Source organism: Vibrio panuliri, assembly GCF_009938205.1.
GTDB lineage: Bacteria > Pseudomonadota > Gammaproteobacteria > Enterobacterales > Vibrionaceae > Vibrio > Vibrio panuliri.
In genome coordinates this window covers 1,025,110-1,042,247 of record NZ_AP019655.1, presented here as the reverse complement: position 1 = coordinate 1,042,247, position 17,138 = coordinate 1,025,110, and the positions used below count along the sequence as shown (strand labels likewise).

Genomic DNA, 17,138 nt, shown 5'->3' with positions numbered 1-17,138 from the left:
TTTGTTGTTACTTATCTGCTGAACTGGTCTCTTTGACCGATTTTGTCAGCGTTGATAAGGTTTCGACTAAGTTCATTGGGATTGGGAAGACGATTGTTGAGGTCTTATCATTTGCGATTTCGGTTAAGGTCTGCATATAACGAAGTTGCAATGCGTTGGGCGCCTCATTGAGCATTTCTGCGGCTTCTTTTAGCTTACTTGAGGCTTCTAGTTCACCAGTTGCATGGATAACTTTGGCACGGCGGTTTCTCTCTGCTTCAGCTTGTCTTGCTAAAGCTCGAACCATACTGTCATTGAGATCAACATGTTTCACTTCCACGGTGGCGATTTTGATACCCCAATCGTCGGTTTGTTGATCCAATATGGCTTGTAGATCTTTGTTTAGCCGTTCTCGTTCTGAGAGCAGTTCATCCAACTCATGTTGCCCGAGTACAGAGCGCAGCGTGGTTTGCGCTAATTGACTGGTGGCATCGCTATAACTTTCGATATTGTTGATTGCCATTTGTGGGTCAACCACGCGAAAGTAGACCACGGCATTCACACGAACCGAGACGTTATCGCGAGTGATCAAGTCTTGAGTTGGAACATCGAGTACAACAGTACGTAAGTCAACTCGAACCATCTGTTGAATAAATGGGATCAGAATGATTAATCCCGGTCCTTTTACTTCTTGAAATCGGCCCAAGAAGAACACTACGCCACGTTCATACTCGCGTAGCACTTTGAATATTTGGGTTGCGAGTGCGAAGAGTAAAACCAACACAACCGCTGTGGTATAGAGCATCATAAGCGCCTCCTAGTTTTTAGCGCGTTGTCGCTTGACCGTTAAAGTTAATCCTTCAATTTGTGTCACTTCGACCTTATCTCCAGCTTCTAAATATTCACTGTCGTCACTAAGTGCATGCCAAAGTGCGCCGTTTAATTGCACACGCCCTTTTCCAGCGACAAAGTTGTCGGTGACCGTCGCGACTTGTCCTGCCATCGTCTCTACGCCGGTGGTGACCCCTTTTTTACGAATTCGGAGCAGTAACGTGACCGTAAGAACGATGATTATCGCGGAAACAGCAGCAACGCCGAAAATGAGCGGCAGGGCGACTTGGAAACCGGGAATGTCATTGTCCATAAGGAAGATGGAACCTAGTACAAAGGCGGTAACTCCGCCCAGCCCCAAGACACCAAAGCTGGGGCTAAAGCCTTCCGCCACCATTAACGCGATGCCAAGCAGCAGTAAACCAAGGCCTGCATAATTTACCGGCATCATTTGCAATGCATACATCGCGAGTAGCAAACAGATTCCCCCTAATACCCCAGGCAAACCAATCCCTGGGTTATAGAATTCGAGTAACAAGCCATATATGCCTATCAGCATTAAAATGTAAGCCACATTCGGGTTAGTGATGACCGCCAGCATCTCAGCGCGCCAATCGGGGATTCTTGTTTCAAAGGTTGGGCTTTCAAACTGAAGTGTTACTTCTAAGTTGTTAACATTGACGGTTCTGCCATTTGCTTGGTTAACCAACTCTTGCGGTGAGGCGGCGATAAAATCAATCACATTGAGCGCGAGTGCTTCTTCTGAATCTAAGCTGGCAGCTTCGCTTACCGATTTTTCCGCCCATTCGGCGTTTCGACCATGAAGCTTGGCTAAGCCTTTGATGTAGGCTTTAGCATCATTGATGATTTTTTTCTCCATCGCAGTCTTGGCTGGTACCTGCTCTGGGGCACTGGTTTCTTGGTTAGATGAAGGGGGACTATCCGCTTTATCATCGTTAGGTTGGCTTGGGCTCATTCCTCCGATTTGTACCGGCGTTGATGCACCCAAGTTGGTGGCTTTGGCCATTGAGGCAATATGGCTGGCTAGCAATATATATGTCCCCGCACTGGCCGCCCTTGCTCCCGATGGACCAACCCAAGTTGCAATTGGAACATTGGAAGTGGTGATTGCACTGATGATGTCACGCATTGCGCTATCTAAACCGCCTGGAGTGTCCATTTCTAGAATGATTAAGCTGACATGGGATGTTTGCGCAAGCTCGATTTCTCTGTTGAGATAGTCGCTGTTAGCCGGACCAATTGCGCCCTTAATCGGGATAATCCATACGGTTTGAGCGCTTAGAATGCTCGAGTAAAGCAGTGCTAAACACAGAATGAATAGTTTCTTCATACCGCCTCCTTGTGGGAGCATCTCGACAAGTTACATAAGGTTTTACGCAACAAAGAGAGCTCAAGGCTACTTTTCTAAGTATATACTCTCTGCGTGGTTGGGATTAATCGCGCAGTGTCGACGGTGAAAGATGGTAAGTAAGACGAGTTACGACAACAAAAATATGTTCAAAGTCGATGGTTAGAGTTAATCTTGCTTAAACTCTAATTGCTTGGATTGGTTTAATGTTTATTGTTCAACGTTTGATAAAACTGGCGGTGATCACTGCTGTATTTCTGACTATTTACGATCTTATCCAGTTTGGAGAGGTGACTTGGATCTACCGTCTATTTGGCATCGCTTAGCCTCTCTTCTTAGCGCTTGATGTCACCTTGTTGCAACATATTACTTTCAAGCGCACATAATCTCCTCCCAACTATGGCGCAGTACATAAAGTGACGGTATTGTATGGTTAACATTTTATTAACCTATTAATGCGGTGGCGGATATATGTTGTTGGTTTCTCCAAATATGCAGTTTGAGCAGGCCTTTCAACGTTTCTACTTGGACTATGTAAGCAACGAACCATTAAACGGTGAGTACTACGCCCCAAGCTTAAAGAATTTCTCGCTCTATGTAGCACGTTTACACGATGAGTCTCAGGGGATTAACTTGAGATTCGGTTATGTTCCGTGTAGCCACTTTTGGTTCATTGATGAGATGGGTGAGGTAGTCGGGGTCATTCGGATTCGCCACAATATCAAGCCAGAGTTTTTGGCATTAGAAGCGGGACACATTGGCTACGATATTCGACCATCAAAGCGTGGTGAGGGATATGGTAAGCAGATGTTGTCGCTTGCTCTACCCAAAGCACGTCAGTTGGGATTACGTGATCTGTTGATTACTGCCAATCACGATAATATTGCCTCTCGCCGAGTCATTGAGGCTAATGGCGGGCAGTTTGAAAACTGCATATATGGGGATGTTTCACAGGAGTCCATTGCTCGTTATTGGATTCAACTCTCATAGATCATAAATGGAATGGATATGAACTTAGTCATAGGATGTGACTCACTATTAATTCAACAAGCGAACGCTATTTTCCAAGCAACGTGCATTGACCAGCAAGAATTACACACCAAAGATGAGTGTAATGATAAGCTCAGCTCAAGCGTATATGGGATTGTTTATCTGGGGACTGTTCCGGTAGGTGCTGCACGTCTAATCCTATCTTCGGGTAGCGGACAGTTGACGCAACTGGCTATTTTACCCTCTTATCGCAATGCATCATTAGCAACCACTTTGTTTAATGCGCTGTTGCGTTATGCGCACAAAAAACATATTAACGATGTTACGGTACATACCCATCGCGCTCAGTCAGAGTTTTTCCAAAAACTGGGTTTTGATTTAGCCAAACAAGGTAAACAGCAAGGTCATCACGCTTGTGTTGAGTTACGTTTCGTCTTGCAGAAAACCGTCAAGCAACATGCGGCTTAACTTGAGGTTAAATGCTGTAGTTGAGTTTCGAATGAGTATCGTATTATTACTCGGCGCCGAAGGCGTACGCATAAGAATGTTCATGGCGATCACAAAGCGTGAAGTGAACAAAGGATGCACGATACCGCCTTTGCTATAGTCGCCGCTGAAATAACGTTACTCATGGAAAGGTTTGAATGATAAAGCAAAGTTGTACTTTCTTAACTTCATTGTCACTACTTTTGTCGGCCAATGCGATGGCTTACGATCTTAGCGAAGAATATTTTGAAGGCGAAGAGCTCGCTCTACTCAAAGAGGCGGAAACATCGAATGACCCACAAGTGTTGATGCAAGCCGCCAATCTACTGATTGAAGATTCAATGCTGCAGGAAAATACCGATCGCGGTTATCAATACATGACCCAACTCGCTGAAAGCGGCGATGAAAGCGCAATGGTGATCTTGGCTGACAAGTTCTACAGTGATGAAGAGTATAAACAAGCATTAGCTTGGTATCACAAAGCAGAAAGCGGCAATGATCCCTATGTGCTCTACAGCTTAGGGGTAATGTACTTTGATGGTGAAGGAACGGTTGTTGACTATCAAAAAGCAAACGACTACTACCTCGCTGCCGCTAACGCTGGTGATTCTGACGCTATGTATCAACTTGCTTTTTCATACAATGATGGCAAGGGCGTCAAACAAGATTACACCAAGGCCGCGTACTGGTTTGAGCAGGCCGCTAACCGAGGTGATGTAAGCGCGATGTACAACTTAGGCATCTCCTACCTTAATGGCGAGGGGGTTGAAAAAAGTTGCCCGAAAGCGATGACGCTATTCACTCAAGCTATTGAGCAAGATGAACATGCGCTCTCATATGCCAAAATGGGTGATATCTATTCTTATACTGAGTACAAGAAACCGTGCGGATTCAAAACCACAGACTACAAAAAAGCACTTGAATATTACACTGCTGGAGCGATGCAAGGTAACGCTTATAGCCAATATTCAGTAGGTTATGCCTACCGTAATGGTCATGGAACCTGGAGTGATTTTGTTCAAGCGTTAGCTTGGTTTGAAGTTGCACAAGAGTATGGCGCGCCTAACGCAACAAAAGGTATCGCGGAGGTTAAGCCACAAATGTCCAAGCAAGATATTGCAGCGGCAGAAGAACTGAAATCCTCTCTGTTGGATGAAATCTGGTAACCGCGTAACAGATGAGCAGTAGACTGTAGTTAGGTCAATATCCAGCGAATAAGCAGGCTAAAAAGGGCTAGCCCTAAAACAGAGGCTAGCCAAATCCCCACAAACCAACTGAGTTGAACTTTGCGATTCGCCATCAGTGATATCCCTCACCGTGTTTGAGTTTGCCGCGAAATACCCAGTAGGAATAGGCGGTGTAGGCGATTATTAGGGGCAGCAATACTACCGCTCCTGCGAGTAGAAACTTTAAGCTACTGTCGGGAGCAGCCGCTTGGTGATAAGTTAGCGCAAATGGCACCAAGTAGGGGAAGGTGCTGACACCGAAACCGATGGCGGCAAGGACAAAAATTCCGCTGCTGTAGAGATAAGCCGCAATCGCTTTGTGGTCGATCAGGTTGGCGAATAAACGCCAGACACAAAAAGCCGCCAGTGTTGGAATGACAAAATAAAGCAACGAGGCTGGAAAACTAAACCAACGCGTAGCGATAAGGTCGTTAGAAAGCGGCAGCCAAATACTCACAACAGTCACGCACGCAACTAAGGCTAACGCCCAGCGTTTAGCGATGGTGTAGTAGCGGTTCATAAGATCCTTTGGCATTTTGATGATTAGCCAACAGGCACCAAGTAACACGTAAGCGCACAGGGTTGCCAACGCGCAGAACAGGCTAAATGGTGTCAACCAATCAAACCATCCTCCCGCATAAGCGCGTCCATCAACTTCAATGCCTTGTAGCAGAGTGCCTAACATCATGCCTTGCATCAGTGTCGCCAAAAGTGACCCTAAGAAGAAGGCGCTGTCCCAAAGAAATTTCCCTCGCACGGTTCGGAAACGATACTCAAACGACACGCCCCGTAAAATCAACCCAAGTAGCATGAGAATGAGGGGAGCATAGAGTGCCGGCATTACAACCGCGTAGGCGAGAGGGAATACCGCAAACAACCCTCCACCGCCAAGAACCAGCCAAGTTTCATTGCCGTCCCATACCGGAGCAATGCTGTTCATCATTAAATCTCTTTCACTATCGCTATGGGCGCTAGGAAAGAGGATACCGATGCCAAGATCAAAGCCGTCGAGAACCACATAGATAAGTACAGCAAGACCGATCAGGGCGTACCAAATAAGTGCGTAATCCATTTTTGTCTCCTCTAACTTAAGTGGTTGGAATGTGAAACGGGAGATGTCTGCGTCCCGTCAGGCAGCCGGCTATCAAGCGCTTGTTCATAGCGTGTGGGCGATTTTTTCATTAGCCGGAGCAGATAGAAGAAACCCGCGCCAAAGACGATAAAGTAGACGACAACAAATGCTGTTAAAGAGACGCTAATCGCTGCGGCATCGATGGGTGACGCCGACTGCGCTGTGGTTAGAAGTCCATACACCGTATAAGGTTGGCGTCCTACTTCTGTGGTAATCCATCCAGCTAATACAGCAACAAAACCTGCTGGGCCAAATACAACACACAAGCGGTGGAACCAAGATGCCTGATAGAGTGTTTTTCGCTTGCGCAAGACTAGACTAGTGAGACCAAGGGCAAGCATTCCAAACCCAATTGCAACCATAACGCGAAAACTCCAGAAAACGATTGCAACTGGTGGGTGTTTATCCTCGGGGAAAGCATCGAGCCCTTTGACCTCTCCATCAAAAGAGTGAGTGAGGATCAGGCTGCCCAGTTTGGGAATTTCGACTTTGTAGTCAACAGACTTGGTTTGATCGTTCGGGATGCCGAATAGGATGAGCGGAGCACCTTGATGTGTTTGGTAGTGTCCTTCCATCGCCGCAACTTTTGCCGGCTGGTGCTCAAGCGTATTTAGACCGTGCATGTCTCCGGCGACGATCTGGATTGGGGTCACAATAGCAGCCAGCCACATTGCCATGGAGAACATAGTGCGGGCGAGAGGGTTTTGCGGCGATTTAAGTAAGTGATATGCGCCTACCGCAGCAACAACAAATGCCGTCGTTAAATAAGCAGCAAGTAACATGTGCACCAGGCGATAGGGAAACGATGGGTTAAACACCACTGCCCACCAGTCTAACGGAACAAACTGTCCAGCTTCGTTGTAGCCAAACCCAGCAGGCGTTTGCATCCAACTGTTGACCGACAAGATCCAAAAAGCAGAGAGGAAAGTACCAAAGGCGACGATACATGTTGCAGCGAAGTGAAGCTTCTTGCCAACTCTGTCCATGCCAAAGAGCATCACACCAAGAAACCCTGCTTCTAAGAAGAAAGCAGTAAAGACTTCATAGCCCATTAGCGGACCCAATATTGGGCCTGTTTTGTCAGCAAAGACACTCCAGTTTGTGCCAAATTGATAACTCAGCACAATGCCGCTAACCACGCCCATACCAAAACTGATGGCAAATATCTTTAGCCAGTACTTGTAAAGCTGCAGATATTTCGCATTGTTGGTTTTTAACCAAAGCCCCTCAAGTACAGCCAAGAAACTAGCAAGCCCAATAGTAAAAGCGGGAAAGATGATGTGAAACGACACAGTGAAAGCAAACTGGAATCGAGCGAGATCGAGCGCGAGCGTATCCATAAAGACCTCCAATACTGGATGAGCTATTACATACGAGGTCAGAGTGAAAATGTTCAAAAATGTATCAGAGTGTTAGTGCCCTTTTCGTGTTTGGTTTTCGTATGCAGATAAGTATTTTGTAGAAAACGCAGAAAGGAGAGTCCAATGAGTTTCCGAGATAGGCTCGATTCAATCGCTCCCATATTTGAACCGGGCGGCAAGTATGAGAAGTTTTATCCTCTCTACGAAGCGGCCGCCACAATTTTCTATACACCAGGAACCGTGAATAAAGGGATGACTCATGTCCGTGATAGCGTTGACCTCAAGCGCATCATGATTATGGTGTGGTTTGCTACGTTTCCAGCAATGTTTTGGGGCATGTATAACATCGGCAACCAATCTGTTGCGGCTTTACTGGCGACCTATAGTGGGGCTGAGTTGCAGCAAGTCATCGATGCGAGTTGGCGCGTTACATTGTTTTTTGGTAGTGAGCAAGCGCTTGCGACCAGCTCTTGGCTTGGGAAAATGGCCTTAGGTGCTAGTTATTTCTTGCCTATCTATGCGACCGTGTTTGTTGTTGGTGGTTTTTGGGAAGTGCTGTTTGCGATAATTCGCAAACATGAAGTCAATGAAGGGTTTTTCGTGAGTTCAGTGCTGTTTGCATTGATTCTTCCGCCGACGATTCCTCTGTGGCAAGCGGCGTTAGGTATTACATTTGGCATCGTGGTTGCGAAAGAAATTTTCGGCGGAACTGGACGTAATTTCCTCAATCCGGCTTTGGCCGGACGTGCTTTTCTGTACTTTGCCTATCCGGCCAATATGTCTGGCGGCTTAGTATGGGTCGCCGCTGACGGTTACTCGGGAGCAACACCCTTGAGCCAATGGTACGAGAGTGGGTTGTCTGGTTTAGTCAACACGACCACGGGTGAGGCATTAGCGTGGAGCGACGCATTTCTTGGTAATTTGCCGGGCTCGATGGGTGAAGGTTCAACGCTATTTATTATGCTCACGGGTTTGATGCTAATTGGTATGCGAATCGCGTCTTGGCGGATCGTCGCTGGGGTCATTGTGGGGCTTGCGGCGACTTCGACGCTGCTCAATCTCGTCGGTTCTGAGACTAACCCGATGTTCTCTATGCCGTTCTACTGGCACTTTGTGCTGGGTGGTGTGGCATTTGGTGCGTTCTTTATGGCGACCGATCCTGTGTCGGCTGCGTTTACTAACAAGGGGAAATGGGCTTACGGGATCTTGATCGGTGTAATGACGATAGGCATTCGAGTTTTGAACCCGGCGTATCCAGAAGGCATTATGTTGGCGATTTTGTTTGCTAACTTGTTTGCTCCTCTGTTTGATTTTATGGTCAAAGAGGGCAACATCAAGCGTAGGAAGAGACGCATTGTCAGTTAAGAACAAGCGTGACCTGCCCAGTAAGCTCTGCTTTGTATGTGGGCGACCATTTAGCTGGCGAAAGAAATGGCAACGATGCTGGCAGGACGTAAAATACTGCTCCAAACGTTGCCGTTCTCTTCGCTCAATATCATCCCTTACCAAGCAATGACCGAACCGTCGTAAGCGAGGAAGATGCCACTATCTTCGGGTGTTGACTGCTCAATCAACTTGATAAAGCAATCAGCAACATACTCGGGGGAGAACAATTTTCCTGCAGCGACATTAGCTTGAAAAGGAGCGGATAATTGGGTATCCGTCGTGCCTGGGTGTAACGCTAACACACAGGCTTGAGGTAGCAGGCGACGCCACTCAATGCTGATGCCTTTTATTAGCATGTTGAGGGCTGCTTTGGAGCTTCGATAACTATACCAACCCCCTAGTTTATTGTCAGAAATACTCCCGACACGAGCAGAAACGACGGCTAATTTCGCGAATAAACTGGGTTTTAAATTTGCGCCAAAGTGTTTAGCAATTAAAAGTGTGGGTAGGGCATTGGTTTCTATGCTTGTTAAGAACCAATCCCGGTCAATCGACTTAAGGTTTTTCTCAGGCTGATGGGATGAGTCGTGTAAAACACCCACACAGTTGATTACCCAATCTAAGCTGCCAACAGTGGCACTCAGGGAGAGCAGTTGCGCTTCATTTGTGATATCGAGAGCTTGCCACTCTAATTGCGGATGCCGATACGCAGGGCAATGGGCATGATAGGTTGCAACAACGTGGTTGTCACCTTGAGTTAATAACTGCTTAATAATGGCTAAACCAATGCCGCCACTACCTCCAAAGATGAGTATCTTCATGTTTTACCTCGCTAGCGCTTATCTCGAGTAACCTCAAGGGCTCGGTTTAGCGAGAATAACTTGTTTGAAGACTAGGTAACGAATTGAAGGTTTAGTGGTTCTAAACCAAAAATCGTTAACGGTGTCAACGAACCAAGTAAACTCACCACAGTGACAAGGCGCTGAATCCTGAATCTTGAAGTCAATTGATTATATAAGCGATTTACGAAGTTATACCGCGAATAGCTCAAACATAAAGAATCAATAGGGTAAGGCTCCATTTCGCCACGGCTTTAATTCAATGTAAGTTGGCGTGTTAAGTATATAGGTTGGCGTTATTAGTCGAGTATCATCAATATAGATTGGATACATTCTTGCTATCGAATCTATATAGGAAGATAAAGCACCAGTTTTGCTCGCAGAGTCTACTAAAATCTGGTGGCTGTCATCGTTATGAGTACATCGAATTATTGTGTCCAACCCCTGCCATTAACACTATTAGTATTGAATATTTCTAAAGCAGCCGCGCATAGAGAGACAGCTCGGTTTCACTTTGCTTATGTTGATATGCGTTGGATGAAAGCTGTGTTATGTATTGCTATTGTTGCATGCATCTTTGCCTCTAGTTCCCATGCAGCACTCGCTCCAGAGCACGGTCTAAGTGGTAATGTTACGTTTTTATCAGGGATGACATCAAACTCGAGCAATCTCAATGTGAAACAAGATAGTACGCAAGCGGCTGAGGCCCTCGCATCAAAGGGTGGTGACGAAGTGAGCGTCACGGCTGGGCTGCTGGGCTCACTGAAATATACTTTTGGTGATTCACTTGATAAGCAGTTGTTCATGGGGACTTCCCGTGAAGATATCGTGACTGGCTCACTTGCATTTGAGTTGGGTTATCGCCAGCAATTGGCTGGTGGAACAATTGTTGATGTTGCTGTGTTGCCGACTTTAATTTCCGGTGAAGTGTGGGATGACCCCTATGCAGTAGAACGATCAAGAGACAAAACGGATCTTTCGGGCAACGTTTATCGCTTGCAATTCACCAATATTGTAGGTTCCAAGTTTGATATTGATATGGCAGCGGGTGAATCAAATGTTGATGAGGAACGCACCGGAACGAAAGGGCTCGATTTGACTCAGCAACAGAGAGAGTTATTAACCCGCAAGCGTAAATACTATTATTTTAAAACCGCTTATCGTCATGTAATGCCTCAGCAACAAGCGATATTGATGCCATCAGTGAATGTTTTTGCCTCAGATGCTGAGGGCGATGCGCTTTCTTTCATCAGCTTGGGTGGGGAGGTGAGCTATGCTCGCAGAATTAACCAACATGGTTTTGTGCTAACCGCGAGCGCGGCATGGCGAGACTATGAAGCAGAGAACCCTATTTTTGCTCAAACTCGTCGAGATAAAGATTTTGGGCTATTCCTCGCTTATGAATATGCCAATATTTGGGGCTATGAAGATTGGTCGCTGATGTCATTTGTTGGTGCGCAAAGTAATCGTTCAAATATCGATTTCTATCAGTCAGAGCAGTACATCATCTCAGTGGGTTTAGATTATAAGTTTTAAACTTGGTGTGGATTACAACTTGGAGCGCAACGAAATGCGCTTTAAGGCCGTCTTGGTTACACTATCAGCAAAGCTTAAATTTTAATGGTTAGTAATGAAGACAACGGAGTTTAGTACTCAATTACCGATATTTTGGTTTAAAACATTTGATGCGGCACTTAAGCAAAAGTTTGCAGAGAGTAGTCAATTTTGGGGCGGTGATGAACAGTACCAAGCGTTATGCTTTGCTCAATCGGTCTCTGCTTATCAGCTTGAACATGCGATTACTCAGGTATATCAGTCACACGGAGATGATCTGTTTGAGTGTTTTAGCCTCACCGCAGACTATTTTGATGAAATTGAACTGGGAGCACCCGTTCTGACGATGTTAACCGCTCCGACACTAGTTCGTTTCTGTGAACTGCTTTGTCGTTACTCTATTCATATTCACCCACTGTTAAAATTGATTTGCCGAGAAACCAAACACGGAGAGTTGGAGCTTTGGGTTGTTACCCATGAGTTTGTCGATGAAATAACCTTAGTCAGTCACTTAAGCCTCGGACTCTATCTGAGTATAATCCTCAAGATGATACGTCGTTACCTTAAAGCGCCAACCTTGCGCTTGCCGATCCATATAAACCGCATCACCATTGATAACGATGTAACTCCCCTGATTGAGCAAATCTTTAATGTTGAAGTTCGTAAAGGCTATCCAGCGCGTTATTTTTTGTTTAACAAACAGTTAGTAGATAAAGTTCATCGTAACTTTGACCCGGAGTTACACGATCGGCTCATAGCATTAGCCGAGCAGCAAACTTACCATTTAGCTGAAAACAGTATTCTGTATAAAGTGAACAGGGTTCTGCAAAATACAACAGTGAACCTGATTAGCTTGGAAAGTGTTGCCGCCGGGCTAAACATGAGCCCACGCACCTTAAACCGACGTTTGCAACATGAAGGAGTGAGTTTTCGCCGTTTGTTCGATAAATACCGTCTCGAACTAAGTCTCAACATGCTCAATCAAGAAAACCTAAGTGTGACTTATATTGCCCACGAACTCGGCTTCTCTGATTCCAGTGCCTTCAGTCGCGCATTTAAACGCTGGACAGGGGAATCGCCCAAACAAAAAATCGCCAGAGTTAATCTATAACTTCCGCTTAGATCTAATGTACCAGTACCAAGTTAAGTACATTAGCTATCGATAAGTTATGAGTAAACAACGTGTTATATAACGAGCCAACTCGAGGGTTATTTAGGCTTACTAAATACACAACATGCTACGAATGCTGTGATAGCTCTGTTCCAGATCAGAGATACTACCTGACGCTAGAACATCTAATGGCTTACGCTGGGTGAAAAATACCGTGCGGCTAGGATGAGACATAAAGTATTGTCTCTTTCTCTCATCTGGAAACAGTAACTGCAAACACTCATCAATTGATTCTATAATGTGCTGACGCTGTTTAAGGTGATCAGGGTGTTTGTCGCACGCATTTCCCCTGTTAGGCAAAATGGCATCGATTTGTGCTTGTGTTGCCCCCCAGCTTTTCAATGTTTGGACCAGTTGATTTTTTTCAGGTCTCATTTTTCCACTCACTCTGATCAATCAGTATTGGCCGATAGTCACAATCGATTCTGAGAAAATACCTCTTAGACGCTCTGCATACGCCTCTAACTCATCGATAAGCTCTTCCTCAGTTTTTCTAGCCGGTCCATAAGTGGCTTGGGGGGCTAAGACTGAAAAACCGTTGAACTCAAGAATACCTCGGTGAATTGGGCGCAGAATACCGTTCAAATCACCATTCCAGCCATCTTTTACATACGCTTCTTCAGGGCCTCCCATTGTGACACTAAGCATTGCTTTTTTACCCTTGTAAACGCCATCTTGATAAAAACGTCCACCCCCATAAGTTCTACCCATCGCAAACACACGATCAACCCAACCCTTTAGCATTGCCGGCATGCCGAACCACCAGAGTGGAAACTGAAAAATGACCAAATCACACCATTCAAGTTTTTGGATCTCAGCTTCGATCTCAGGTGCAAAGCCATTCTGCTCTGTGGCATGCATCTCTTCTAATTGTTGCTTGAAAAAGTCTGCATCACTGGTGGTGGTAAAATTATGTCTGCCTGAGACTGGATCAAACTTCATTTGGTGTAAGTTAGAGGTTTTGACTTGATGTCCCTCAGCTTCAAGGACTTCAACGGCTTTGTTGAACATTGCTCCGTTAAAACTTTTTGGTTCAGGATGCCAGTAAACGACAAGTACGTTCATATTGTTTTCTCCATATTGGCATTAAATGCCGTCAGATTGTCTTTGCGATATGACTCAGTATTGAACAAATTCTTGTTAACCTGTAGCTTATATTTGGTTACTTTTAAGATGAGTAAAAGTTTATGAAATCACTTCCAAGCCAGTTACCGATTTTTATTCAAGTCGCTAAATATGGCAGTTTTGCTAAAGCGGCTCGTGCGTTGGGCATATCTGCCCCAGCGGTGAGTAAAGCAATCACAAAACTGGAACATGAGTGGCAGGTGAAGCTATTTTTCCGCTCATCACATTCATTAAGTTTAACTCAGACAGGTCAGCAACTTTTTGATGAGCTGATGCCTGCAATGAGTGCCATTCAAAACACAATAGAGCAGATATCTGATACGTCCTCTAAAGTGGGGGGCACTGTAAAGGTGAATCTTCCTGCTAGTTCAATTGGTCGGGAGCATATCTTGCCGTTAATTTTGGAGTTTAATGAGCGCTATCCTCAAATAAGTTGTGATCTCCACTTTGACGATAGAAATGTCGATTTAGTTGAACACGGTTTTGATCTTGGTATTGGCACTGCGATCAATCAGGATTCACGTCTTATTGCCCGTCCGCTAACAAAGCAGAACATTGGTATCTATGCCGCTCCAAGCTACTTGAGTCGATATGGGACACCCCAGTCGCCAGAAGAGCTGAGCCAACACCGCTGTATTCCAGTTCGCTCGTTGACCACGGGGCGATTTCATCATTGGCGACTTAAACTCGGCAGTGTCGCGACACTGTATGAGCCACAAGGACAGTTGATGGTGAATAATTTTGCTGCTGCAAAGCAAGCAGCTGTAGCAGGTGCGGGCATTGTGATGCTGGGTAGTTGGATGTTTAAACAAGAAGTGGAACGCGAGGCAATCAAGCCGATATTACAGCAATATTGGGGAGAACCAGTCACGATTTGGGTTTATTACGCCTCAAGAGATTATTTGCCGACCCGGGTGCGTTTGCTTATTGATTATTTGGTGGAGAACATCGCTAGGGTTGCGATCTAACCGCTAATTACGGGTAAGTTTTACTTTAGAAATCCACTTGTGCTGAGATAAATCCGCCCAATAACGCTTGGCATAGTTCAATAGGTTTGAGCTGCTTGTGATGCAAAGAAATTAAGCCCCCGGCTTTTGACGAGGGCTTAAAGGGTTTATCGCCAAGTTTGTTGACCTACAAATCAAATCGGTCAGCATTCATCACTTTAACCCACGCTGCGACAAAGTCCGCAATGAACTTATCTTGGTTATCATCTTGGGCGTAAAGTTCTGCATAGGCGCGCAGCACAGAGTTAGAGCCGAAGACCAGATCAACGCGTGATGCGATCCACTTGGTAGTGCCTGATGCACGCTCACGTATTTCATACAAGCCATTATCAGCGGGGTGCCATGTGTAGTTCATGTCAGTCAAGTTGACGAAGAAGTCTTGGCTTAGTGCTCCCACTCGGTCGGTCAATACGCCTGTTTGGCTACCACCATAGTTTGTACCCAGTACGCGCATGCCACCGATCAGCACGGTCATTTCAGCGGCGGTAAGTTGCATCAATTGACTGCGTTCTAATAGGAGTTCTTCTGCGGTGACTGCGTAGTCATCTTTAAGCCAGTTTCTAAAGCCATCATGGATCGGTTCTAGTACATCAAATGAGGCTACATCTGTCATTTCTTCAGTTGCATCGCCTCGGCCTTGGGAAAATGGTACCGTGATACTCATTCCAGCGTTCGATGCCGCTTTTTCAATTCCGACACTACCCCCAAGCACGATTAAGTCAGCAAGACTAATTGGAGAGCTTAGATTGGTTTTAATTGCTTCGAGTTCATTTAGGACGCGGGCAAGTCTCTCAGGTTCATTACCTTGCCAATCTTTTTGTGGTGCTAAGCGGATACGAGCGCCATTAGCACCACCACGTCTATCTGAGCCTCGATAGGTACGAGCACTGTCCCACGCCGTTGCGACTAAGTCACTGATTGAGAGGCTGCTGTTGAGAATTGCCAGTTTTAGACTGTCGATGTTTTCATCGCTGAGATGATAACTGACACTCGGTACTGGGTCTTGCCAAATCAAATCTTCTGCTGGCACATCCGAACCTAAGTAACGGCTTTTCGGACCTAGATCACGATGGGTGAGTTTAAACCATGCACGAGCAAAGACATCGGCAAAATATTCTGGGTCATCACGAAAGCGTTCGGCTATTTTGCGATATTCAGGATCAAATTTAAGCGCCATATCTGCATCGGTCATCATGGGCTTACATTTAATGCTCGGGTCTTCAACATCCACTGGCATATCTTCTTCACGGATATTGACGGGTTCCCACTGTGCCGCACCAGCAGGGCTTTTGGTTACCCACCAATCGTATTTAAACAGTAACTCGAAATAGCCATTATCCCATTGGGTTGGATTGGTGGTCCATGCCCCTTCAATGCCACTGGTGACGGTATTACGACCAACACCACGTGAGGTTTTGTTTAGCCAACCCAATCCTTGATCTTCGATTTCAGCCCCTTCTGGTTCAGGCCCTAACACCGAGGCATCACCGTTACCGTGTGCTTTACCTACGGTATGACCACCTGCTGTTAAGGCGACTGTCTCTTCATCATTCATTGCCATACGTGCAAAGGTGACACGCATATCGTGAGCGGTTTTAATTGGATCGGGTTTGCCATCAACCCCTTCTGGATTGACATAGATCAGGCCCATCATCACTGCTGCCAATGGGTTTTCTAAATCTCGCTCTCCCGAATAACGATTGTTTTCGCCACCACTAGGTTGTAACCACTCTTTCTCCGCTCCCCAGTAGATGTCTTTCTCAGGATGCCAGATATCTTCGCGTCCACCCGCGAAACCAAAGGTTTTAAAGCCCATCGACTCATATGCCATGTTGCCGGCGAGGATCATTAAATCCGCCCATGAAATCTTATTGCCATATTTTTTCTTGATCGGCCAAAGTAATCGTCGGGCTTTATCGAGATTGCCATTGTCTGGCCAGCTATTAAGCGGAGCAAATCGCTGATTGCCGCGACTGGCACCGCCACGTCCGTCGGCAATACGATATGTCCCAGCGGAGTGCCAAGCCATGCGGATCATCAAGCCACCATAGTGCCCCCAGTCGGCAGGCCACCATTCTTGGCTGTTCGTCATAAAGGTTTTGAGATCTTTTTTTAGCTCTTCTAGGTCGAGAGAGTTAAACGCCTTAGCATAATTGAAGTTAGCCCCCATCGGGTCGGTTTTAACGTCATGTTGATGCAGAATGTCTAAGTTAAGAGTTTTCGGCCACCAATTAAACTCAGCGGCTTGTTGATTGGTGTTGGCTCCATGCATAACAGGGCACTTACCTTGGTTCGATTGATTACTCATTGCTTGCTCCCTATTCTGGGTTATCCAACCAAGTTTAGTTAGCTCGAAACGTTTTCGCGCGACTGCCAGAAAAAACAATCTGCTTTTTGAGCACTTCGAGAGGCTAAGCCTCTTGTTACCCTATGATTTTTAATGAGATTTAAATTGCAGCTGATTGGGTGGGCTTACCTTAAAGGGTCATGCTTTAGCATTGGTTAGTATTACGGCTTTAGTTTATTTTGCGGTTTATTTTCTTAGATGATGTAACTCGCTGTTTGTATGCGGGTATTTGTCAATGGCTAGCTTATTGATATATGCAATAACTTTTAGGCAACAAGTTAATATTTTTCCTATGCTTACAGGTAGAGATATGAATAAAAAATAAACCAAAGTTA

General features: G+C 45.7%; 17 protein-coding genes. 8 read left to right on the top strand and 9 right to left on the bottom strand.

Going from position 1 to position 17,138, the window contains the following annotated elements:
• Positions 1-7: 7 nt before the first annotated feature.
• Complete coding sequence (locus GZK95_RS19405) at positions 8-787, bottom strand: slipin family protein (RefSeq protein WP_075715257.1); 780 nt, start codon at positions 785-787, stop codon at positions 8-10.
• A 9-nt stretch (positions 788-796) separates the two neighbouring features.
• Positions 797-2,161, bottom strand: a complete 1,365-nt coding sequence (locus GZK95_RS19400) for an NfeD family protein (protein ID WP_075715258.1) — start codon at positions 2,159-2,161, stop codon at positions 797-799.
• A 489-nt stretch (positions 2,162-2,650) separates the two neighbouring features.
• Here GZK95_RS19400 and GZK95_RS19395 point away from each other — a divergent pair, with 489 nt between their 5' ends.
• The 3 genes from GZK95_RS19395 (at position 2,651) to GZK95_RS19385 (ending at position 4,821) form a co-directional block, all read left to right on the top strand.
• Positions 2,651-3,169 (top strand): GNAT family N-acetyltransferase, encoded by a 519-nt coding sequence (locus GZK95_RS19395; protein WP_075715259.1) that lies wholly within the window; start codon positions 2,651-2,653, stop codon positions 3,167-3,169.
• Between the two features lie 18 nt (positions 3,170-3,187).
• Entirely contained in the window at positions 3,188-3,637 is a 450-nt protein-coding gene (locus tag GZK95_RS19390; RefSeq protein ID WP_075715260.1) for a GNAT family N-acetyltransferase, read from the top strand.
• Between the two features lie 176 nt (positions 3,638-3,813).
• The gene (locus GZK95_RS19385; RefSeq protein ID WP_075715261.1) at positions 3,814-4,821 is read left to right on the top strand and encodes a tetratricopeptide repeat protein; all 1,008 of its coding nucleotides are present in this window, start codon (positions 3,814-3,816) and stop codon (positions 4,819-4,821) included.
• A 29-nt stretch (positions 4,822-4,850) separates the two neighbouring features.
• Here the strand turns inward: GZK95_RS19385 and GZK95_RS22500 are convergent, their stop codons facing one another.
• From GZK95_RS22500 to GZK95_RS19370, 3 genes are read right to left on the bottom strand one after another with little or no spacing between them, the layout of a single operon-like run.
• Positions 4,851-4,955 (bottom strand): DUF2474 family protein, encoded by a 105-nt coding sequence (locus GZK95_RS22500; RefSeq protein WP_075715262.1) that lies wholly within the window; start codon positions 4,953-4,955, stop codon positions 4,851-4,853.
• The gene (gene cydB / locus GZK95_RS19375; RefSeq protein WP_075715263.1) at positions 4,955-5,953 is read right to left on the bottom strand and encodes a cytochrome d ubiquinol oxidase subunit II; all 999 of its coding nucleotides are present in this window, start codon (positions 5,951-5,953) and stop codon (positions 4,955-4,957) included. Before cydB ends, GZK95_RS22500 begins: the two co-directional genes overlap by 1 nt.
• A gap of 11 nt (positions 5,954-5,964) precedes the next feature.
• Complete coding sequence (locus tag GZK95_RS19370; RefSeq protein WP_075715264.1) at positions 5,965-7,353, bottom strand: cytochrome ubiquinol oxidase subunit I; 1,389 nt, start codon at positions 7,351-7,353, stop codon at positions 5,965-5,967.
• 144 nt (positions 7,354-7,497) lie between these two features.
• Between GZK95_RS19370 and GZK95_RS19365 the strand changes: the two genes are divergently transcribed.
• Together GZK95_RS19365 and GZK95_RS19360 are read left to right on the top strand one after the other, a co-directional pair.
• Entirely contained in the window at positions 7,498-8,739 is a 1,242-nt protein-coding gene (locus GZK95_RS19365; RefSeq protein ID WP_151148823.1) for an NADH:ubiquinone reductase (Na(+)-transporting) subunit B, read from the top strand.
• Complete coding sequence (locus GZK95_RS19360; protein ID WP_404817648.1) at positions 8,657-8,890, top strand: DUF2256 domain-containing protein; 234 nt, start codon at positions 8,657-8,659, stop codon at positions 8,888-8,890. Before GZK95_RS19365 ends, GZK95_RS19360 begins: the two co-directional genes overlap by 83 nt.
• Here the strand turns inward: GZK95_RS19360 and GZK95_RS19355 are convergent.
• Entirely contained in the window at positions 8,877-9,581 is a 705-nt protein-coding gene (locus tag GZK95_RS19355; protein WP_075715266.1) for an SDR family oxidoreductase, read from the bottom strand. The two genes, GZK95_RS19360 and GZK95_RS19355, sit on opposite strands and share 14 nt — an antisense overlap.
• Before the next feature lie 555 nt (positions 9,582-10,136).
• On the opposite strand from GZK95_RS19355, the gene GZK95_RS19350 reads away from it, so the two are divergent.
• Both GZK95_RS19350 and GZK95_RS19345 read left to right on the top strand, forming a co-directional pair.
• Positions 10,137-11,135 carry a DUF2860 family protein gene (locus GZK95_RS19350; RefSeq protein ID WP_075715272.1) on the top strand — a complete coding sequence of 333 codons (999 nt, stop codon included), beginning with the start codon at positions 10,137-10,139 and terminating at the stop codon, positions 11,133-11,135.
• 94 nt (positions 11,136-11,229) lie between these two features.
• Complete coding sequence (locus GZK95_RS19345) at positions 11,230-12,264, top strand: helix-turn-helix domain-containing protein (protein WP_075710259.1); 1,035 nt, start codon at positions 11,230-11,232, stop codon at positions 12,262-12,264.
• Positions 12,265-12,375: 111 nt separating this feature from the next.
• Here GZK95_RS19345 and GZK95_RS19340 read toward each other — a convergent pair whose 3' ends face one another.
• Positions 12,376-12,699: a hypothetical protein gene (locus GZK95_RS19340; RefSeq protein ID WP_075715267.1), complete on the bottom strand. Its 324-nt coding sequence runs from the start codon at positions 12,697-12,699 to the stop codon at positions 12,376-12,378.
• Positions 12,700-12,720: 21 nt separating this feature from the next.
• Positions 12,721-13,389 (bottom strand): NAD(P)H-dependent oxidoreductase, encoded by a 669-nt coding sequence (locus tag GZK95_RS19335; RefSeq protein WP_075715268.1) that lies wholly within the window; start codon positions 13,387-13,389, stop codon positions 12,721-12,723.
• 122 nt (positions 13,390-13,511) lie between these two features.
• Between GZK95_RS19335 and GZK95_RS19330 the strand changes: the two genes are divergently transcribed.
• On the top strand, positions 13,512-14,417 hold the full coding sequence (locus tag GZK95_RS19330) for a LysR family transcriptional regulator (RefSeq protein WP_075715269.1): 906 nt from the start codon (positions 13,512-13,514) through the stop codon (positions 14,415-14,417).
• A 166-nt stretch (positions 14,418-14,583) separates the two neighbouring features.
• Here GZK95_RS19330 and katG read toward each other — a convergent pair whose 3' ends face one another.
• Positions 14,584-16,764, bottom strand: a complete 2,181-nt coding sequence (katG, locus tag GZK95_RS19325; protein WP_075715270.1) for a catalase/peroxidase HPI — start codon at positions 16,762-16,764, stop codon at positions 14,584-14,586.
• Positions 16,765-17,138: the final 374 nt, after the last annotated feature.